Genomic DNA, 19,385 nt, shown 5'->3' with positions numbered 1-19,385 from the left:
GCCTCCCGTACGCCCGCGTCAACCGAGCCTCCGTACGCTCTCGCGCAGCACGACCTCGCCGGCGACCTGCTCGACCACCGGGGCGACGTCCTCGGCGAGCGCCAGCTCCAGCGCCCGCGCTCCCATGTCCTTGAGCGGCAGCCGTACGGTCGTCAGCGCCGGAACGTGATCACGCAGCGTGACGATGTCGTCGAACCCGGCCACCGACACGTCCTCCGGCACCCGCACCCCGGCCTCGCGGTAGGCGGCCAGCGCGCCCACGGCCATGACGTCGTTGACCGCGAACACGCAGGTGACGTCCGGATCGACGCGCCGCGCGGCCTCGTGGCCGCCGTCGCGGTCGAACGGCCCGGGGACGATCTGCGGCGCGGGCAGCCCCAGCTCCTCCAGCGCCCCGGCGAAGCCCGCGCACCGGTCGGCCGCCGTCACCAGGTGCGGCGGCCCGGCCAGCACCGCGAAGCGGGTGTGGCCGAGCCCGGCGAGCGCCCGCGCCAGCTCCGCCGCGCCGGCGCGGTTGGCGGGCGCGACGGTGTCGACGCCGAGGAGGTCCTGGCCGACGCAGGCGGCCCGGCCGCCGCCGGCCCGGTAGCGGGCCAGCTCGTCGCGGAGCCGCCCGGTGACCTGGGGATCGGCCACGCGGGAGCCGACCAGCAGCACGGCGCGGACGCGCTGGGCGCTCAGCGTGGCGACGTAGGCGATCTCCTGCTCGGGGTCGCGGTGCGTGGTGCCCACCATGACCAGCAGGCCCTGGGTGGCCGCGGCCCGCATCGCGCCGTCGGCGAGCGCGGCGAAGTAGGGGTCGGTCAGGTCGTGCACGACGATGCCGATGACGTTCCCGGCTCCCCTGGCCAGCGTCTGGGCCGCGATGTTGGCGCGGTAGCCCAGCTCGTCGGCGGCCTGCTCGACGCGGGCCCGCAGGGCCGCGCCCACCTGGCGGGTGCTGCCGTTGAGCACCCGCGAGGCGGTCGCCAGCGAGACGCCCGCCTGCTTGGCGACGTCCTCAAGCGTGACCACGAGACCTCCCCCTTGGAAAGCGGTTTCCATTGTGCCCGAACAGCACCTTGATCCGCATCCTCGCACGGCCCCGGCCCCGGGCGACACCGCGGCCGGGACCGTTTCCCGCCCGGAGGCTCAGGCCCAGGGGAAGAGGTAGTCGAACAGCCCCTTCCGCTCCTCCTTGGTCGGCGCGGGCTCGGGCTCCTGGGTGACGGACTCCTCGGCCGGTTTCTCCGCCGTCCGCGTGGGCTGCTCGTTCTTCGCGGTCTGCTCGTTCTTCGCGCTCTGCTCGTTCTTCGCGGTCTGCTCCGTCTGCGAGTCGCGGACCGTACCGTTCTGGTCGCCGCTGTCCCGCGTCTCGGGCTCCTGCGAACGGGACGGGCGCGCGCTCGGGCGCGTCGCCTGCTCCTCGCTCCGGGTGGCCGTGGGCCGCGCGGCCGGCTCGCGGGTCGTCCGCGTCGGCGCGGCGGTCGGGGACGGGTCCGCGGTCGTGGTCGCGGCCGGGTCGGCGGTCTCCTCCTCCGCGGGCTCGGCGGCCTCCTCCTCGGCCTCGTCGTCGGCGGAGTCGACGGGCGTGCTCACCTGACCCGCGCTCGCGCAGCGGCCGTCGGTGCACGGGTCGTCGGAGCCTCCGGTGAGCGCGAAGCCCGCCCCCACGCCGACCAGCACCACCGCGGCGGCGGCCAGCACCAGCATCCGGGTACGGCCGCGCCCCTCGCGCTCGGAGCGGTCGGAACGGGCGGCGTCGTCGGAGTCGTCGGTCCAGCCGGAGCCGAGGAAACCGCGCCGGGGCCGCTCGTCGTCGAACCCGGCGTCGTAGGAGCCGTTGCCGTAGGAGCCGCCGTCGTAGGACGCGTTGTCGTAGGAGCCGCCGTCATGCGAGCCCGCGTCGCGCGAGTCGCCGTCGTAGGAGCCCTCGTCGTACCTGCCCTCGTCGTACGAGCCCTTGTCGTACGAGCCCTCCTCGTAGGAGCCGTTGGCGTACGAGCTCTCGTCGTACGAGCCGCCCTCCTGAGCGTCGGGGCCGGCGGGACGGTCGTCGTCGGACGGGCCGTCGTAGGCACGGTCGAGCGGCAGGTACGCGGGCTCGCCGCTCTGACCCTGGCCGGCGGGGGAAAGGACGTCCGAGGAGGCCGGCGGGAGGTCGTCGAGCACGTCGCGGCCGGGCTCGGGCGGCAGGATGTAGGTCTCGCCGGACGGGGAGACCTGGATGGCGGGCTGCTCGTCGGTGTCGTCCGTGCTCCACCGTGGGGACAGCACGTCGCCCGTCAGGTCCGGGTTGACCGGCCTCCCCTGGCCGTCCTCGTATGGCCTGTCGTTCTCGTCGCGCACCACGATGGAACCTCTCTAAGTACGTATTGTGACCGCGCCCTTTCTTAGCAGAGTCGAACCCGACTTGTCCGGAAATTCCACGCGTTTCGCTAAAATCACTCTAAGTAACCGGCGTCGCTTGCGTCCCAGCGCAGAAGGGGGAGACGCGTCCGCCTTACTTGCAGGGATCGGTGTTGACGTCGATGACCTTGTCCTTGAGCGAGTCAGGGATCGCCGACAACACCCGCACCCCAGGCCAGTCGGCCCCGATGACGAGCTGCACGACCGGCCCGCCCTTCGGCGTGGGCACCTTCGACCGGTAGACGTCGGTGTTGAGCGGCGCGACCTTGCCCGCCGTCGGCGTCCGCTTGTCCTTGGACAGCCGGGCGGCGACCGCGTCGGCGTACGCCGGCCCGTCCTCGGCGTCCTTCTTGGCGTAGCGGAGGGCGGTGACCGGGGTGGCGGGCGCGTTGCCGACCTGGATGACCGCGAACCCCTGCGCGGTCAGCTCCTCGGCCACCTGCAGGGCCTTGCCCTGCTCGCCGGTGCCGTTGAGCACCTGCACCCGCACCTGGCCGTGCTCGATCTTCCGCGCGGCCGGCTTGCCGGGCGTGGGCGTGGCGGTGACCTCGACGTCGTTGCGCACGGCCTCGAAGAAGTTGCGCGCGGCCGGCTCGCTGAACTGCACCCGGTTCTTGTCCTGCGGGTACGCCTCCACCGGCACCGTGATGCCCTTGAGCTCCTTGGCCGTCAGCCCCTTGACGCTGTCGGCGATCTCCAGCATCCGGTCCGGCGTCAGCCCGCTGTCCACAGTGACGGCGGCGGCGGCCGAGTGCAGGAAGCCGTTGAGCTTGACCGGGTTGGTGAGCAGTCCGCCGTCGGTGACCTTCGCCAGCACCTTGGTGAGGAAGACCTGCTGGCGCTGGATGCGGCTGAGGTCGCTGCCGTCGCCGAGCGCGTAGCGGGTGCGTACGTACCCGAGTGCCTGCTCGCCGCTCACCACGTGCTTGCCCGCGCCGAGCACCAGCTTCGCCTTGGGGTCGTTGACCGGCTTGGGCAGGCAGATCTCGATGCCGCCGAGCGCGTCGACGACGCCCTTGAAGCCGGTGAAGTCGACCTTGACGAAGTGGTCGATCTTGATGTTGGTGAGCGACTCGAGCGTCTTGATCGTGCAGTTGATGCCGCCGTCGTTGAAGGCGGAGTTGATCTGGCGGATGCCGGGCCCGATCACGGTGCCGTTGTGGCCCGTGCACTGGGGCACCGCCACCATCGAGTCACGCGGGAAGCTGATCATGGTGGCTTTGTCGCGGTTAGGGGAGATGTGCAGCAGCATGATCGTGTCGGTGCGCTCACCCAGGCCCTGCGACTTGGCGCCGTACTTCTTGTTGTCGCCCTCGCGCGAGTCTGAGCCGACGAGCAGCACGTTGAGCGCGCCGGTCTCGGGAGGCCGGGTCGCGTCGACCACGATGTCCTCCTGCTCGATGCTGCTGAAGATGCTGCGGTAGTAGGCGTAGCCGCCCAGCGTCCCCGCCACCAGCACCCCGGTCAGCCCCACGCTCACCCATCCCAGGGGCGTGAGGGACGTGCGCCGGGGGCGCGGCTGGTCGTTCCGCGACCCCCGCGTACCCGGGGCGACTTGGGAACCCGCAACCGTATTGCCAGGTCTTGCTCTCACACGGTCCACCCCTTGCGCCATGATCGCGCAGCTTAGTCACAAACGAGCAGCCACGACGTCAAATCTCCGCTTCTTGGCCCACCACGACCCCCGAGAGCCCCGTGACGCCGGCCCCTCACGACAGTTCGCCCTCCGCGGGCTCCGCGGGCTATGGCCCGCCCGCCACTTCTTGCTCACCTTCGCCCGCCGCGGGCAAGGGCTCCATCCGAACCGCGCGTACTCCGGCGTGAGCGCGCGTGCTGCCGTCATCATGGCGTTCATGCTGCTGACCGAGATGCCGCCGCCTCCCGGGGCCGCGGAGCTTGCCGAGTTGCGCGCCGGGGCCCGGGCGGCCCGCCACCGCGCCTGCATCGCGCTCGTCGCCTCCCTGGCCCTGCTGGCCGCCGCCCAGGTGCTCGCCGACCGGTCCGCGCGGGAGCACGCGCCGACGCTCGCCGCGGTCTCACTGGTGATCTTCGCCGCCGCCCTGCCCGCGCTGGGGGTCACCCAGTGGATGTGGGGCCTGCGCGCCCGCCGGGTACGCCGCAGGGAGCACGAACTGTACGCCGCGGCCCGCTCGGGCCGGGCCCGGCCGCTCACCAGGCTGGCCGTGGCCGCCGGCTGGGCGGTCACGCTGCTGCTGGGCGGCAGCCTGCCGCAACTGCTGCGCCGGGCCGGGCTCGAAACCGCGGCGACCGTGCTGACCTGGGCGGTCGAGGCGTCGGTGATGATCGGGCTGGCGGCGGGGGTGTCGTTCCTCCTGTGGTGGGCACGGGAGTCCACGGGGATGCCGACGCGCGCCCCGCGCCCGGGAGGATCACCTGGCGATCCTTGGGACCCGGGCCCCGGCGCGCGTCCGCGGACGGGCGCGGCGCTCTGGACCGGCGCGACCCTGGCGGTCGCCGCCCTGGTCGGGGCCCGCGCCCATCTCTGGGAGCCCGCGACCGGCTGGGTCTACGCGCTGCTCACCGCGGCCCTCGTCTGCGGAGTAGTTACTGACGAGTAGCATAGGCACGGAATCCCATCCAGAACGAGGAGCGAATCCGTGCCTTCCTCTCGTGACGTCGTGTTCGTCGACGGCGTGCGCACGCCTTTCGGCCGGTCGGGGCCGAAGGGCCTGTACGCGGAGACCCGGGCGGACGACCTGGTCGTCCGGGTCATCCGCGAGCTGATGCGGCGCAATCCCAACCTTCCGCCGGAGCGCGTGGACGAGGTCGCCATCGCCGCGACCACCCAGATCGGCGACCAGGGCCTGACCATCGGCCGCTCGGCCGCGGTCCTCGCCGGGCTGCCCAAGACCGTGCCCGGCTACGCGATCGACCGCATGTGCGCGGGCGCGATGACCGCCGTCACCACCGTCGCGGGCGGCATCGCCTTCGGCGCGTACGACGTGGCGATCGCGGGCGGCGTCGAGCACATGGGCCGCCACCCGATGGGCGAGGGCGTCGACCCCAACCCGCGCTTCCTGTCCGAGAAGCTGGTCGACCCGAGCGCGCTCGTCATGGGCATGACCGCCGAGAACCTGCACGACCGCTACCCGGCGATCAGCAAGGAGCGCGCGGACGCGTACGCGGTGCTGTCGCAGGAGAAGGCGGCCAAGGCGTACGCCGACGGCAGGATCCAGCCCGATCTCGTCCCCACGGCGATCAGGACCGCGGAGAAGGGCTGGGGGCTCGCCGTCGAGGACGAGGCGCCGCGCCCCGGCACCACCATGGAGGGCCTGAGCGCGCTCAAGACGCCGTTCCGGCCGCACGGCCACGTCACGGCGGGCAACTCCTCCGGCATCAACGACGGCGCCACCGGCTGCGTCGTGGCGGCCCGAGAGGTGGCCGAGGAGCTGGGGCTCGGGCCGCGGATGCGGCTGGTGTCGTACGCGTTCGCGGGCGTGGACCCCGAGGTGATGGGCGTCGGCCCGATCCCGTCCACCGAGCGGGCGCTGCGCCTGGCCGGGCTGGACATCTCCGACATCGGGCTGTTCGAGATCAACGAGGCGTTCGCCGTGCAGGTGCTGGCCTTCCTCGACCACTTCGGCATCGCCGACGACGACCCCCGCGTCAACCCCTACGGCGGCGCGATCGCCTACGGCCACCCGCTGGCCTCCTCGGGCGTGCGGCTGATGACGCAGCTCGCCCGGCAGTTCGGCGAGCGCCCCGACGTGCGCTACGGCATCACCACCATGTGCGTCGGCATGGGCATGGGCGGCACTGTGATCTGGGAGAACCTGGCATGAGCACCATCGAGAACTGGCGCGCTCTGCTGGGCGAGCGCAACCCCGACGAGGTCGTCACCAAGGCGCTGGTCCGCGACGTGCAGCTGCCCGGCGGCGCGGGCACGATGGCGCTGATCACCCTGGACAACGGCTTCGACCACACCAAGCCGAACACCTTCGGCCCGCTCGGCCTGTTCGCGCTGGACGAGGCGCTGACGGAGATCGCCGGGCGGAGCGACCTCGCCGCCGTCGGCGTGACCGGCAAGCCGTTCATCTTCGCCGTCGGCGCCGACCTCAAGGGCGCGGCGGCGCTGCGCACGCGCGAGGAGGCGCTCGCGATCGGCGCGCTCGGCCACCACGTCTTCCGGCGGCTGGGCGAGCTGGACGTCCCGTCGTTCGCGTTCGTCAACGGCGCGGCCATGGGCGGCGGCCTGGAGGTCGCGCTGCACTGCACGTACCGGACGATCTCCTCCGGGGTGCCCGCCGTGGCGCTGCCGGAGTGCTTCCTCGGCCTGGTGCCGGGCTGGGGCGGCACGCAGCTCCTGCCGCGCCTCGTCGGCCCGGCCGCCGCGATCAAGCTGATCATCGAGAACCCGCTCGCCCAGAATCGCGTGACCAAGGGCGCCGACGCCTTCGCGCTCGGCGTCGCCGACGCCATGTTCGAGCCGGCCGACTTCCTGGAGGAGTCGCTGCGCTGGGCGTCCCGGGTGCTCAAGGGCGAGGTGACGGTCGAGCGCGCCGCCCACGACGGCTGGGAGAAGGCGGTCGCCGACGCGCGCTTCCTCGTGGACATGAAGCTGCGCGGCGCCTCCCCCGCCCCCTACCGGGCGCTCGACCTCATCGCCATGGCCGAGACCGCCTCGCGGGACGAGGGCTTCGCGGCCGAGGACGAGGCGCTGGCCGACCTGCTGACGGGCGACGAGTTGCGGGCCGGGCTCTACGCGTTCGACCTGGTGCAGCGCCGGGCCAAGCGGCCGGCGGGCGCGCCGGACAAGGCGCTGGCCCGCAAGGTCACCAAGGTCGGCGTGGTCGGGGCCGGGCTGATGGCCTCGCAGATGGCGCTGCTGTTCGCCCGCCGCCTGGAGGTGCCGGTCGTCCTCACCGACCTCGACCAGGCCCGCCTCGACAAGGGCGTCGGCTACGTCCACGCCGAGGCCGACAAGCTGCTGGCCAAGGGCCGCATCTCCGCCGACCAGGCCAACCGGCTGAAGTCGCTGGTCACCGGCTCGCTGACCAAGGACGCCTTCGCCGACGCCGACTTCGTCATCGAGGCCGTCTTCGAGGACCTGGCGGTCAAGAAGCAGGTGTTCGCCGAGGTGGAGGCCGTGGTGCCGGCCGAGTGCGTGCTCGCCACCAACACCTCCTCGCTGTCGCTGACCGAGATGGGCGCGGACCTCGCGCACCCGGAGCGGCTGGTCGGCTTCCACTTCTTCAACCCGGTCGCGGTCATGCCGCTGCTGGAGATCATCAGGGGCGCCGCCACCGACGACGCCACGCTCGCCACGGCCTTCGCCGTCGGCAGGACGCTGAAGAAGTCGTCCGTGCTGGTCAAGGACGCCCCGGCGTTCGTGGTCAACCGGCTGCTGACCTGCTTCATGGGCGAGGTCGTCGCGGCCGTGGACGAGGGCACGCCGCTGGAGGTCGCCGAGCACGCGCTGGACGGGCTCGGGCTGCCGATGACGCCGTTCGCGCTGCTGCAGCTCGTCGGCCCGGCCGTCGGCCTGCACGTGGCCGAGACGCTGCACGCGGCCTTCCCCGACCGCTACGGCGTCTCGGCGAACCTGGCCAAGCTGGTGGCCGCCGGCAAGCCGGGCGTCTACCTGCCGGACTTCACCCTCGACCCGGAGGCGGTGGCCTTCTTCGCGGGCGGCGACCGGCCCTCCACGGCCGAGGAGGTCCGCGAGCGGGTGCTCAGGGCGCTGGCCCGGGAGATCCGGATCATGCTCGACGAGGGCGTGGTGGCCGCGCCGCAGGACATCGACCTGTGCATGATCCTCGGCGCCGGCTGGCCGTTCCATCTGGGTGGCATCACGCCTTATCTGGACAGGACCGGCATCGCCCAGCCGCGATTCCTTCCTCCCGGTGTGGCCTCCGTACCGGCCTGACCCTGCCCGCGTTTCTTTACGGGGGCCCGGTCCGGGCCTCCGCATTTCATGACCTTCGCCGCCGTAGCGTTACGTCCCGCACGACGAACGGAGAGTAATCATGAAGCGAGCAATCGGCACGATGGCCCTGTGCGCGGCGTTCCTGGCGTGCGCGTCCCCCGCCCTCGCACAGGCGCCACGCCCCGCCAAGGGCAAGCTCAAAATCGCCGTCGCGGTCAAGGGCTCCCCCACCAGGGGGGTCACCCTTCGCTGCAACCCCGACGGCGGCACGCACCCGCACGCCAAGGCGGCCTGCGACGTGCTGCGCAAGTACAAGGGCGACCTCAGCGCGATGCACGTCCCGAAGAGCAACACGTGCGGCGCCGAGGTCCAGCCGTACGCGGTGGTCATCAAGGGCACCTGGGGCGGCAAGCAGGTCGAGTGGAGCAAGGGCTACCGCAACGCCTGCGTGATGAAGGCCGCCGGCGGGGCGCTGCTGTCCTGACCGATGGGTGGGAGGGGCGGACTGGGCTCGGTCCGCCCCTTCTCGCGTGTCAGCGGCCGGTCCCGGCGCGCCCGGCCCTGCTGTGCCGGTAGCTGTAGCCGAAGTAGACGAGCACGCCGAGCACCATCCAGACGACGAACCGCAGCCAGGTCTCCACCGGCAGGTTGAGCATCAGGTAGAGGCAGGCCAGCACGGACAGGATCGGCAGCGCCGGCACCAGCGGGACGCGGAAGGCGCGCGGCAGGTCGGGACGGGTGCGGCGGAGCACCCACACGCCGATCGAGACCACCACGAACGCGAACAGCGTGCCGATGTTGACCAGCTCGGCCAGCTCCCCGAACGAGACGAACCCGGCCAGCGCCATCGTCACCACGCCGATGACGAGCGTCAGCCTGGCGGGTGTGCCGAAGCGGGGGTGCACCCGGGCCAGCCCGCGCGGCACCAGCCCGTCGCGCGACATCGCGAACAGCACCCGCGTCTGGCCCAGCAGCAGCACCAGGACGACGGTGGTGAGGCCGGCCAGCGCGCCCAGGCTGATGATGGTGGCCAGCCAGTCCTGGCCGACGGCGATGAAGGCGTCGGAGAGCGGCGCCGCGGTGCTCAGCTGGGTGTAGTTCTGCATGCCGACGACCACGAGGGAGACGGCGACGTAGAGGACCGTGCAGATGGCCAGCGAGCCGAAGATGCCGCGGGGCACGTCTCTCTGCGGAGTGATGGTCTCCTCGGCGGCCGTCGCCACGACGTCGAAGCCGATGAAGGCGAAGAACACGATCGCCGCCGCCGAGATGATGCCGAGCACCCCGAACGCCACCGGCGTGATCCCGAACAGCACCTGGAACAGCGGCGCCTTCACCCCCTCCACGCGCGCCGTGCTCACCGCCTCGGGGATGAACGGCGTGTAGTTGGCGGCCTTGACGAAGAACAGCCCCGCCACGATCACCACCAGCACCACGGCGACCTTGGTGATCACCAGGATCAGGTTGACCCGGGACGACAGCTTGATCCCGGCCACCAGCACCGCCGTGAGGATCGCGACGACGATCACCGCGGGCAGGTTGATCACGGCGTTGTCGCCGGCGACCGCGGCCGGCAGCGGGAGGCCGATGGACTCCAGCATCGACGCGAAGTAGCCCGACCAGCCGACCGCCACCACCGCCGCGGCGAGCGCCAGCTCCAGGAGCAGGTCCCAGCCGATCACCCAGGCGGGGAACTCGCCGAGGGTGGCGAAGGCGAAGGTGTAGGCCGACCCGGCGACCGGGATCGTGGAGGCGAACTCGGCGTAGCAGAGGGCCGCCAGGCCGCACACCACGCCCGCCACGACGAACGACAGCGCCACCGCCGGCCCCGCCGTGTCCTTGGCCACCTGCCCGGTGAGCACGAAGATCCCGGTGCCGATGATCACACCGATGCCGAACACCGTGAGATCCAGCGCGGTCAGGCGCTTGCGCAGCTGATGCTCCGGATCCTCGGTGTCGCGGATCGACTGCTCGACGCTCTTCGTGCGAAAGATGTCCACGGCCGATCACCCTTCCCACACCTCGGGCGATCATTCCCTCGTGTGACGGGCGGCGGAGGGCGGATCCTCAGGGGCGGACGGGCTCCGCGGCCGAGGAGGTGCGCCTGGCGACGGCCTCGGTGATCCGGCGGGCGAGATCCTGGCCGGTCAGGCCGACGCGGCCGAGGATCGCCGCCCGCTTGGCGTGGTCGAGGAACTCCTGCGGGATGCCGAAGGTGCGTACGGGCACATCCACGTCGGCGTCGCGCAGCAGGCGGGCCACGGCGTCGCCCACGCCCCCCACGCGGCCGTTGTCCTCGACGACGGCGACCAGCTTGTGCACGGCGGCGGCCGGCGCGAGCGCCTCGTCCAGCGGCTTGACCCAGCGCGGGTCCACGACGGTGGCCGCGATGCCCTGCGCGTCGAGCAGCCTGGCGGCGTCGAGGCAGACCTGTGCCATCGGGCCCACGCCGACCAGCAGCACGTCGGGCTCGGCCGCCGGGGTCAGCAGCACGTCCATCTCGCCGAGCTTGCCGACCGCCTCGACGGGCTCGGCCACCGGGCCCTTGGGGAAGCGCAGCACGGTGGGGCCGTCGGTGACCTCGACGGCCTCGCGCAGCAGCTCGGTCAGGCGGTCGCCGTCGCGCGGCACCGCGATGCGCAGGCCCGGCACGACCTGGAGGATGGACAGGTCCCACATGCCGTTGTGGCTGGCGCCGTCGTCGCCGGTGACGCCCGCCCGGTCGAGCACGACGGTGACCGGCAGGCGGTGCAGCGCGACGTCCATGAGGAGCTGGTCGAAGGCCCGGTTGAGGAACGTGGCGTAGACGGCCACGACCGGGTGCAGGCCGCCGAGGGCGAGCCCGGCGGCGCTGGTCAGCGCGTGCTGCTCGGCGATGCCGACGTCGTAGATGCGCTCGGGGAAGTGCTCGGCGAAGGCGTTGAGCCCGGTCGGGTGGAGCATCGCGGCGGTGATGGCGACGAGGTCCTCGCGCTCCTTGCCGAGCCGGACCAGCTCCTCGCTGAAGACGTTGGTCCAGATGCGGCCTTTGGGCTTCTCCGCGCCGGTGGCCCGGTCGAAGGCGCCCGGCGAGTGGAACTGGTCCTCGTCGTGGTTCTCGGCGGGGCTGTAGCCGCGGCCCTTCTGGGTGAGCGCGTGCACGATGACCGGACCGCGGAAGCCGCGGGCCTTGCGCAGGGCCGCCTCCATGGCCTGCTCGTCGTGGCCGTCGATGGGGCCGACGTATTTGAGCCCGAGGTCCTCGAACATGGCCTGCGGCGCGAGCACGTCCTTGACGCCCTTCTTCATGCCGTGCAGGGCGTCGTAGAGCACGGGAACGTTCCCGATCTTGTCTTTGACGTAGCCGAGGAAGTCCTCGTAGCGGCGGTTGACCCGCAGCGAGGACAGGTGGGAGGCGAGGCCGCCGATCGTCGGGGAGTAGGAGCGGCCGTTGTCGTTGACCACGATGACGACAGGGAGGTCTTTGACGGCGGCGATGTTGTTGAGCGCCTCCCAGGCCATGCCGCCGGTCAGCGCGCCGTCGCCGATCACCGCGACCGCCGTGCGGTCGCGCTCGCCGCGCAGCTTGAACGCCTTGGCCAGGCCGTCGGCGTAGGACAGCGCGGTGGAGGCGTGGGAGTTCTCGACGAAGTCGTGCTCGGACTCGGCCTGGCTCGGATAGCCGGACAGCCCGCCCTCCTGCTTGAGCGCGGCGAAGCCGCCGGCCCGGCCCGTGAGCACCTTGTGCACGTAGGACTGGTGGCCGGTGTCCCAGACGATGGGGTCGCGCGGGGAGTCGAACACGCGGTGCAGCGCGATGGTGAGCTCGACCACGCCCAGGTTGGGGCCGAGATGGCCGCCGAACCGGGCGCACGAGTCGACCAGCAGGTCACGGATCTCCCCCGCGAGCCGCGGCAGCTCCTCGGCGGTGAGCCGTTTGACGTCATGCGGTCCTGCGATCGAACCCAGCAACCCGCTCACGGATTCGACTCCCCTCTGCTTTTGTCAGCCGACGCCCTGAGTCTAGTTCGCCGACGCCTCACTGACCCCACCGAGTCAATTCCACCCACATATGTCCGATCTTGACCTAGTCTTTCGGTACCTATGAACTCCGTCCAAACTGGCAAGATCGTGGCGATCGTGGCCGCCGTGGTGGCGCTGGTGCTCGCCGCGGCCGGTCTGGTGTTCGTACTCGCCGACTCCGCCACGACCTCCGCCAGGCCCGTGAACGAGGCACAGCAGATCGTCTCCCCTCCCGTCAACGGCGCCGAGACCAAGAAGGTGCCGGTGCCCGGCAGTCGCCTCGCCACGGCCAGCCCGCTCTACGACACCGGCCGGCTGACGGACGTGAACTGCTCGCCGGGAGAGCTGCCCGCAGGCAGCATGACGGCCTACCGGCGCTTCCTGCTGCGCGTGACGGCGTGCCTGAACAGGGCGTGGGCCGCCCAGTTCGCCAAGGCGGACATGCCCTTCAGCAAGCCGAGGCTGCGCATCATCACCGGCAAGGTCCGCACGCCCTGCGGGGCCTGGAACGCCGGAGCGGACGGCGTCTACTGCTCCACCGACCGCACCATGTACCTGATGATCAGCCGCGACCAGCTCCGCAACCCGTTCCCGCTCGGCATCACGCGGCTGATCGCCCACGAGTACGGCCACCACGTGCAGCAGATCTCCGGCATCTGGAGCTACTACTGGACGGCGCGGTCGAGCGCGGGCAAGGCCGGCCGGCTGCTGCTGTCGCGCCGGTCCGAGCTCCAGGCCGAGTGCTTCTCGTCGATCTTCATGAGCACGATGAAGGGCACCTCGCTGGTGACGGACGCGGACTGGTCGTACACGGTGGACTGGTTCCGCAAGAACGGCGCGAAGGGCTGGCCGCAGAACGACCACGGCAAGGGGCCGACGCAGGCCGCGTGGATGACCCGGGGCTTCAACCGGGGCACTCCGTCCGCCTGCAACACCTGGGCCACGGCGGCCAGGAACGTCACCTGAAAACGTTCTTTACCTGGAGCTCCGTCTTCACTAGGGTGCCGTCCCATGCGTATCCCTCGATCGACGCTCCTGGCGGGCGTCCTGACGAGCGTGCTGTTAGGCGGCACGGCTCACGCGGCGGCCGCTCCGGCGTACAAGCCGGTGCTGACCGCCAATCCGGTCTACAAGTCCGGCGAGCTCGACCTCGGGACGTGCCAGGAGGAGCAGGCCGCGCCAGGCGACCCGCAGGACGTGAAGAAGTACCTCACCGGGGTGCTCGACTGCCTCAACGAGGCCTGGGCACCGAAGATCAGGAAGGCCGGCTACAAGTTCAGCAAGCCGTCGTTCCAGGTCATCACCAAGCTCGGCGCGAAGACGGGCTGCGGCCGCTTCCCCGCCGGCGCGCAGGCCCTCTACTGCACGCGCAACAACAAGATCACCTACTGGCTCTCCCCCGACTTCCTGCGCAACCCGGACGACCTGCGGCTCATGGCGGTGCTCGCGCACGAGTACGGCCACCACGTCCAGCAGCTCACCGGCATGCTCGACGCCGGCACCGAGTACACCGGCAAGAACACCCGGCGCGTCCTCGACGAGAGCCGCCGCTACGAGCTGCAGGCCGAGTGCCTGGGCGCGGCGTTCATCGGCGACGTGTGGCACTCGCTCGGCCGCTCCCACGACGACTGGTACTACCTCGTCAGGAACAACGGCAGCGGCTCCTTCCTGTCGGTCTTCGGGCTGAAGGAGCCCGGCGAGGAGACCCACGGCGGCGGCGCGAACGTCGGCTACTGGCTGGAGCGCGGCTTCGCCAAGGAGTCGGCGGCGGCCTGCAACACGTGGAAGGCACCTAAGTCCAAGGTGTCCTAACAAAAGAGGACATATTGATCTATGATCCGCCATCGTGCGCACTGTTCTCGTGCCGGTGGCGGTGGTCGCGTTCGTGGCCCCCTGCCTGATCGCGGGCGTGGTCGCGAGTGAGCCCGCGCTGGCCGCGCCGCGCACCGGGCAGGCGTCGTTGTCCGACGTCATGGGCGGGGACTCGCCCCGGCTGAGCTGCGCGGTGCCGGCGATCAAGGTGGGGTCGGCGGGCTCGCTGCGCGCCTTCCACCGGGCCATGGCGGCGTGCGCGGACCGCTTCTGGGGGGAGCGGTTCGCGGCGGCCGGGCTGCCGTACAGCTCGCCCGAGGTGACGATCACCTCCGGCGCGGACTCGGTCTGCGGGCGCGTCTCGGGCGCGGGCGCGCACTACTGCCCGGACCAGCGGGCGATCGTCATCCGCATCACCCGGCAGGACCTGCGCGACCCGTTCAGGATGAACGTCGCCCACTCGGTCGCCCACGAGTGGGGCCACCACGTCCAGCAGCTCACCGGGGTGCTGAAAGCGCACGAGGCGCTGTACCTGCCGGCCTCGCAGCGGGCGCGCACGATGCTGAGCCACCGGCTGGAGATGCAGGCCGAGTGCTACGCGGGCGTCTTCTACAGCGCCGCGCTGAAGTCGATCGGGCCGGGCATCGCATGGGACGACTGGCTGGCCGCGGTGCGGCAGGCGGAGGAGAGCGAGGTGCACGGCAAGCCGCGCAACCTGGCGTTCTGGCAGGACCGCGGCTACCGGGGCGGGGCCACCGGCTTCTGCAACACCTGGACGGCGGCGCGGGCGAAAGTGGGCTGAGCCGGGCGGTCAGCCGTTCGCGCGGGCCAGGACCTCCAGGGGGTCGGCGAGAACGTGCGCGAAGGCCAGCTCCGCCGCGCCGACCAGGGTGGCGGAGTCGCCGAGCGCGGAGGTGCGCAGCCGCACCTGCTCGCGCTGCGGCGCCATGGCGTGCAGGGTGAGCTGCGTACGCACCTGCGCGGCCGAGCCGAGATAGATCTCACGCAGCATGCCGCCGAAGATCACCATCTCGGGGTTGAAGATGTTGACGAGGTTGGCGACGCCGAGACCGAGCCATTCGCCGGTGCGGCTCAGCGCCTCCTGGGCGACGATGTCGCCGCGGTCGGCCGCCTCGACCACGGCCCGGACCGCGTCGCGGCCCTGCTGTCCGGCGCCGAAGCGGCCGGCCGCCTCCAGCAGGGCGCGCTCCCCCACCTCGGCCTCCAGGCACCCGTGCGAGCCGCAGCCGCACGCCCGGCCGCCCGGGTTGACGACCATGTGGCCGACCTCGCCGCCGTAGCCCTCGTGTCCGCCGAGCAACTGGCCGCCGGCGATGATGCCGCCGCCGATGCCCACGTCGCCGTGCAGGTAGATGAAGTCCCTGACGGCGACGCCGACGCCCCGGCTGTGCTCGGCCAGCGCGGCCAGGTTGGCGTCGTTGCCGACGCTGACCGGCAGGCCCAGGCCGAGCTTGCGGCCCAGCTCCTCGCCGAACGGCACCTCCTCCGCCTTGAGGTTGGGGCCGAAGGTGACCACGCCGTCGGCCTTACGCACCCCGCCGGACACGGCCGCCGCCGCGCCCACGCACACGGTGTCGGCCCTCGTCTTGCGGCGCATCTGCCGGGCGAAGCCGGCCAGCGCGCCGGTCAGCTCGTCCAGCTCGAACGCGCCGCGGCGGCGTACGGACTCGCGCCGGTCGAGTATGACCCCGCCCAGCCCCACGCGCGCGACCGCGAGCCGGTCGGGCCCCACGTCGAAGGCGAACACGTAGACCCGCGACGACTCCGGGCGGACCACGAGCGAGGGGCGGCCGGCCCGGCCGGTCTCGCGGGGCAGCTCCTCGCGTACGAGCCCCGCCGCCGTGAGATCGGAGGTCAGCGCCATGATCGTACTGCGGTTGAGCCCCATCTTGGAGGTGAGCTCGGCACGCGAGGTCGGCCCGCCCAGGTGGACGTGGCGAAGGAGCGCGCCGAGGTTGTGGCGCCTGATGTCCTCCTGAGAGGGGCCGGCACGCATGATCTGGGGTTCCTTGAGAGGCTGCGGGTCGCTGATCACCTTAGACCAGCGGCAGCCGCCCGCCTGCGCGCCAGGGCGTCGACACCCGCGGCGAGGAGCAGCACGCACCCCGTGACCAGATACTTGACGCTGGCTCCGTAGCCCATGAGGCCCATGCCGTTCTCGATGACGGCCACCACGGCGCCGCCGAGCACGGCGTCGAGCACCCGGCCCTTGCCGCCGAACAGGCTCGTGCCGCCGATGACCGCGGCGCCGACCGCGTACAGCAGGACGGAGCTGCCGCCCGTGTTGGGGTCGACGGAGCTGGCGCGGGAGGCGGCCACGATGCCGCCGACGGCGGCCATCGCCGAGCAGATCACGAACGCGCTGATCTTGAGCCGGTCGACCGGGATGCCGGCCCGGCGGGCGGCCTCGGTGTTGCCGCCGACCGCGTACAGGTGGCGGCCGAACGACGTGCGGCGCAGGATGACCGTCCACACGACCAGCAGCACCAGGATGACCGGCACCACGATCGGCACGCCGGTGAGCGAGACCAGCGCCGGGTTGCGGCTGCGCTCCAGGTTGAGCACGAACACCGCGACGCCGGCCAGCACCGCCAGCGTCCCCACGCGGAAGGCGATGAGCGAGAGCGGGTCGGCGGTGAGGCCGCGCTTGGCGCGACGCGTGGCCCTGACGAGCTGGATGGCCGCGAAGACGCCCACGCAGACGGCGTAGAGCGCCCAGCCGAGCCACGGCTCCAGGTTCTTGTTCGCGATGGCGACGATCACCGGGTCGCGGACCGAGATGTTCGTGCCCTCCTTCACCAGCACCAGGACCAGGCCCTGGAAGGCGAGGAAGGCGGCCAGCGTCACCACGAACGACGGTATGCCGACCTTGGCCACCAGCGCGCCGAGCACGACGCCGATGACCACGCCGGTGAGGATGGCGGCCAGCGCGCACACGTACCAGGGCAGGCCGAGACTGGCGAGGGTGACGGCGAGCACCGCCGCGCAGACGCCGCTCGCGTACCCGGCGGACAGATCGATCTCGCCGAGCAGCAGCACGAACACCAGGCCCATCGCGATGAGCGTGATCGCGGCGCCCTGGGTGAAGAGGTTGGCGAAGTTGATCGCGGTGACGAACGAGGGACGGGCGATCGCGAAGACCGCGCAGAGCACCACCAGGCCGAGGACGGCGGGCAGCGAACCCATGTCGCCGCCGCGCACCCGCTGGACGTACGCGCGGAAGCTGTTGCCGATGGACGGGGCCTGCGTCGCGGCGACGATGGCCTCGCCGGGCAGTTCCTTGACCTTGCTCATGGGGTGACCCCGTTCTTGAGACCGAGTTCCCCGCTGCGGCCTGCGGTGATCAGTTCCACGACCTGCGCGTGCGTCAGGTCGGAGGTCTTGACCTGGGCGGCCATCCTGCCGAGGTAGAGGGCCGCGATCCGGTCGGAGACGGCGAACACGTCGTTCATGTTGTGCGAGATGAGGACGACGGCGAGGCCGGTGTCGGCCAGCCTGCGGACCAGTTCGAGCACCTGCGCGGTCTGGGCCACGCCCAGGGCGGCGGTGGGCTCGTCGAGGATGACGACCTTGCTGTTCCACAGCACGGCCTTGGCGATGGCGACGGTCTGCCGCTGCCCGCCGGACAGGCTGGAGACCTGCTGCCTGATGGACTTCACGGTGCGCACGGACAGGCTGCTGAGGGTCTTCTCGGCGAGCTCCTCCATGGAGTCCTCGTCGAGCAGGAGCCCGCTCTTGCGCTCCCGGCCGAGGAACATGTTCTGGACGATGTCCAGGTTGTCGCACAGGGCCAGGTCCTGGTAGACGATCTCGATGCCCAGCTCGCCGGCGTCGCGCGGGGTGTGGATCTGCACCGGCTTGCCGTCGAAGAAGATCTCGCCGCCGTCGATCGGGTAGATGCCGCCGATGCACTTGACCAGGGTGGACTTGCCCGCCCCGTTGTCGCCGACCAGTGCGGTCACCTCGCCGGCGTAGGCGGAGAACTCTACGTTGTGCAGGACTTTGACCGGACCGAAGCTCTTGTCGATCCCGCGCACTTCAAGGAGGGGGGTCATGGGGCTCCCTAGAGGGGAGGGTACGGCCCCGCGCTGGTGACGCGGGCCGTACCCCTCTCGGTTCTACTGAATTCCGGCCTCGGTGCACTTCGCGGCGAAGTCACCGGTGCACAGTTCCTCCTTGGTCACGTAACCGTCGGCCACCACGTCCTTGACGTTGTCGGCGTAGATGGCCTGCGGCTCCATGAGCTCGGCGGGGACGTCCTGCCCGCTCTCCGGGTCCTTGACGCTGGAGCTCGCCGTGGGCTTCTCGCCCTTGGCCAGCGCCACCGCCAGCTTGGCCCCGGCGTCGGCCTCCTTCTTGACCGCCTTGTAGACGGTCATGCACTGGTCGCCGGCGAGGATGTTCTGCAGGCCCTGGACGGTGGCGTCCTGGCCGGTGACCGGGACCTTGCCGTTGAGCCCGTTCTTCTTCAGGATCGTGATGGCGGCGTTGCCGAGACCGTCGTTGGCGGCCAGGACGCCGGCGATCTTCGGCTGCTCGGTCAGCATCTGCTCGAAGAGCGTGCCGGCCTTGGTGTTGTCCCAGTCGGGCACCGACTCCTCGGGGCCCTTGACGTAGTCGCCGGAGTCGAACTTCGGCTTGAGCACACCGTCGTAGCCCGCCTTGAACAGCGTGGCGTTGTTGTCGGTGGGAGAGCCGTTGAGGTAGGCGACGATGGGCTTGTCCGCCTTCTTGTCCGTCAGGCACTTCGACAGGCCCTCACCCTGGAGGGTGCCGACCTTGGTGTTGTCGAAGCTGACGTAGTAGGCGGCGCCGCCGCCGAGGGTGAGCCGGTCGTAGTCGATCACGGCGACGCCCTGCGACTTGGCCTTGTCGATGACGGCCTTGCCGCTGCCGCTGTCCAGGTTGACGATCATGAGAACGGTGGCGCCGTTCGTGATCATCTGGTCGGCGATGGTCTGGAACGCCGTCTTGTCGTTCTGGGCGTTCTGGATGTCGTACTCGACGCCGGCGGCCTTGAACGCCTCTTCGAGGTACTTACGGTCCGCCGTCTCCCAACGGGCCGAGGACTTGCTGTCCGGCAGGATGACGCCGATCTTGCCGGCCTTGGCCGCCGCCGTGGCCGACTCGGAGGTGGTCGACGTGGTGGTCTGACCGCTGTCGCCCCCGCAGGCGGTGAGACCGAGGGCGAGCGCGGCTGCCGCGGCGGTCAGGCTGAGGATCCCCTTGCGCATGGTGCAGGGTCCTTTCTTCCGGAGGGGCCCGGATGAATGTT

At 71.3% G+C, this 19,385-nt stretch carries 16 protein-coding genes; 7 read left to right on the top strand and 9 right to left on the bottom strand.

What is annotated here, in order from left to right:
• Positions 1 to 18 precede the first annotated feature (18 nt).
• From BMW85_RS16240 to BMW85_RS16230, 3 genes are all read right to left on the bottom strand, one after another.
• Positions 19 to 1,014: a LacI family DNA-binding transcriptional regulator gene (locus BMW85_RS16240; RefSeq protein ID WP_245774834.1), complete on the bottom strand. Its 996-nt coding sequence runs from the start codon at positions 1,012 to 1,014 to the stop codon at positions 19 to 21.
• 117 nt (positions 1,015 to 1,131) lie between these two features.
• Complete coding sequence (locus BMW85_RS16235; protein ID WP_091082078.1) at positions 1,132 to 2,331, bottom strand: hypothetical protein; 1,200 nt, start codon at positions 2,329 to 2,331, stop codon at positions 1,132 to 1,134.
• Positions 2,332 to 2,482: 151 nt separating this feature from the next.
• On the bottom strand, positions 2,483 to 3,868 hold the full coding sequence (locus tag BMW85_RS16230) for an LCP family protein (protein WP_091082077.1): 1,386 nt from the start codon (positions 3,866 to 3,868) through the stop codon (positions 2,483 to 2,485).
• 373 nt (positions 3,869 to 4,241) lie between these two features.
• Here BMW85_RS16230 and BMW85_RS16225 point away from each other — a divergent pair, with 373 nt between their 5' ends.
• From BMW85_RS16225 to BMW85_RS16210, 4 genes are all read left to right on the top strand, one after another.
• Positions 4,242 to 4,967: a hypothetical protein gene (locus tag BMW85_RS16225; protein ID WP_143082305.1), complete on the top strand. Its 726-nt coding sequence runs from the start codon at positions 4,242 to 4,244 to the stop codon at positions 4,965 to 4,967.
• 60 nt (positions 4,968 to 5,027) lie between these two features.
• Positions 5,028 to 6,191: a thiolase family protein gene (locus BMW85_RS16220; protein WP_218155836.1), complete on the top strand. Its 1,164-nt coding sequence runs from the start codon at positions 5,028 to 5,030 to the stop codon at positions 6,189 to 6,191.
• Complete coding sequence (locus tag BMW85_RS16215; protein ID WP_091082072.1) at positions 6,188 to 8,275, top strand: 3-hydroxyacyl-CoA dehydrogenase NAD-binding domain-containing protein; 2,088 nt, start codon at positions 6,188 to 6,190, stop codon at positions 8,273 to 8,275. The genes BMW85_RS16220 and BMW85_RS16215 overlap by 4 nt, the downstream gene beginning before the upstream one ends.
• Before the next feature lie 100 nt (positions 8,276 to 8,375).
• Entirely contained in the window at positions 8,376 to 8,759 is a 384-nt protein-coding gene (locus BMW85_RS16210; RefSeq protein WP_091082071.1) for an SSI family serine proteinase inhibitor, read from the top strand.
• Positions 8,760 to 8,808: 49 nt separating this feature from the next.
• On the opposite strand, the gene BMW85_RS16205 is transcribed toward BMW85_RS16210, so the two are convergent.
• Both BMW85_RS16205 and dxs read right to left on the bottom strand, forming a co-directional pair.
• The gene (locus BMW85_RS16205; RefSeq protein ID WP_091082069.1) at positions 8,809 to 10,275 is read right to left on the bottom strand and encodes an amino acid permease; all 1,467 of its coding nucleotides are present in this window, start codon (positions 10,273 to 10,275) and stop codon (positions 8,809 to 8,811) included.
• Positions 10,276 to 10,342: 67 nt separating this feature from the next.
• Positions 10,343 to 12,226, bottom strand: a complete 1,884-nt coding sequence (gene dxs / locus BMW85_RS16200) for a 1-deoxy-D-xylulose-5-phosphate synthase (RefSeq protein ID WP_091082068.1) — start codon at positions 12,224 to 12,226, stop codon at positions 10,343 to 10,345.
• 132 nt (positions 12,227 to 12,358) lie between these two features.
• On the opposite strand from dxs, the gene BMW85_RS16195 reads away from it, so the two are divergent.
• Genes BMW85_RS16195 through BMW85_RS16185 form a run of 3 tightly spaced genes read left to right on the top strand, consistent with a single transcriptional unit; the run spans position 12,359 to position 14,891 of the window.
• The gene (locus BMW85_RS16195; protein ID WP_245774833.1) at positions 12,359 to 13,243 is read left to right on the top strand and encodes a neutral zinc metallopeptidase; all 885 of its coding nucleotides are present in this window, start codon (positions 12,359 to 12,361) and stop codon (positions 13,241 to 13,243) included.
• 45 nt (positions 13,244 to 13,288) lie between these two features.
• Positions 13,289 to 14,089, top strand: a complete 801-nt coding sequence (locus tag BMW85_RS16190) for a neutral zinc metallopeptidase (RefSeq protein WP_091082065.1) — start codon at positions 13,289 to 13,291, stop codon at positions 14,087 to 14,089.
• A gap of 34 nt (positions 14,090 to 14,123) precedes the next feature.
• Positions 14,124 to 14,891 (top strand): neutral zinc metallopeptidase, encoded by a 768-nt coding sequence (locus tag BMW85_RS16185; RefSeq protein ID WP_143082304.1) that lies wholly within the window; start codon positions 14,124 to 14,126, stop codon positions 14,889 to 14,891.
• 9 nt (positions 14,892 to 14,900) lie between these two features.
• Here the strand turns inward: BMW85_RS16185 and BMW85_RS16180 are convergent, their stop codons facing one another.
• The 4 genes from BMW85_RS16180 to BMW85_RS16165 all read right to left on the bottom strand — a co-directional run bounded on the left by BMW85_RS16180 (position 14,901) and on the right by BMW85_RS16165 (position 19,344).
• Positions 14,901 to 16,106, bottom strand: coding sequence for an ROK family transcriptional regulator (locus BMW85_RS16180; RefSeq protein ID WP_091082862.1), 1,206 nt, complete (start codon positions 16,104 to 16,106; stop codon positions 14,901 to 14,903).
• A gap of 35 nt (positions 16,107 to 16,141) precedes the next feature.
• The gene (locus BMW85_RS16175; RefSeq protein WP_091082061.1) at positions 16,142 to 17,404 is read right to left on the bottom strand and encodes a sugar ABC transporter permease; all 1,263 of its coding nucleotides are present in this window, start codon (positions 17,402 to 17,404) and stop codon (positions 16,142 to 16,144) included.
• The gene (locus BMW85_RS16170; RefSeq protein ID WP_091082060.1) at positions 17,401 to 18,165 is read right to left on the bottom strand and encodes an ATP-binding cassette domain-containing protein; all 765 of its coding nucleotides are present in this window, start codon (positions 18,163 to 18,165) and stop codon (positions 17,401 to 17,403) included. Before BMW85_RS16170 ends, BMW85_RS16175 begins: the two co-directional genes overlap by 4 nt.
• Before the next feature lie 63 nt (positions 18,166 to 18,228).
• Positions 18,229 to 19,344 carry a sugar ABC transporter substrate-binding protein gene (locus BMW85_RS16165; protein ID WP_091082058.1) on the bottom strand — a complete coding sequence of 372 codons (1,116 nt, stop codon included), beginning with the start codon at positions 19,342 to 19,344 and terminating at the stop codon, positions 18,229 to 18,231.
• Positions 19,345 to 19,385: the final 41 nt, after the last annotated feature.

This window comes from Nonomuraea wenchangensis (genome assembly GCF_900111685.1).
GTDB lineage: Bacteria > Actinomycetota > Actinomycetes > Streptosporangiales > Streptosporangiaceae > Nonomuraea > Nonomuraea wenchangensis.
The sequence above is the reverse complement of the archived record's forward strand: the minus strand, read 5'-3'. Positions and strand labels throughout refer to the sequence as shown.

What these genes read in the sequence shown, in the direction of transcription:
- BMW85_RS16190 (WP_091082065.1), top strand. Translation starts at nt 13,289, where the DNA reads ATGCGTATCCCTCGATCGACGCTCCTGGCGGGCGTCCTGACGAGCGTG.
- BMW85_RS16180 (WP_091082862.1), bottom strand. Translation starts at nt 16,106, where the DNA reads ATGCGTGCCGGCCCCTCTCAGGAGGACATCAGGCGCCACAACCTCGGC.
- BMW85_RS16215 (WP_091082072.1), top strand. Translation starts at nt 6,188, where the DNA reads ATGAGCACCATCGAGAACTGGCGCGCTCTGCTGGGCGAGCGCAACCCC.
- BMW85_RS16210 (WP_091082071.1), top strand. Translation starts at nt 8,376, where the DNA reads ATGAAGCGAGCAATCGGCACGATGGCCCTGTGCGCGGCGTTCCTGGCG.
- BMW85_RS16170 (WP_091082060.1), bottom strand. Translation starts at nt 18,165, where the DNA reads ATGACCCCCCTCCTTGAAGTGCGCGGGATCGACAAGAGCTTCGGTCCG.
- BMW85_RS16175 (WP_091082061.1), bottom strand. Translation starts at nt 17,404, where the DNA reads ATGAGCAAGGTCAAGGAACTGCCCGGCGAGGCCATCGTCGCCGCGACG.
- BMW85_RS16165 (WP_091082058.1), bottom strand. Translation starts at nt 19,344, where the DNA reads ATGCGCAAGGGGATCCTCAGCCTGACCGCCGCGGCAGCCGCGCTCGCC.
- BMW85_RS16225 (WP_143082305.1), top strand. Translation starts at nt 4,242, where the DNA reads ATGCTGCTGACCGAGATGCCGCCGCCTCCCGGGGCCGCGGAGCTTGCC.
- BMW85_RS16195 (WP_245774833.1), top strand. Translation starts at nt 12,359, where the DNA reads ATGAACTCCGTCCAAACTGGCAAGATCGTGGCGATCGTGGCCGCCGTG.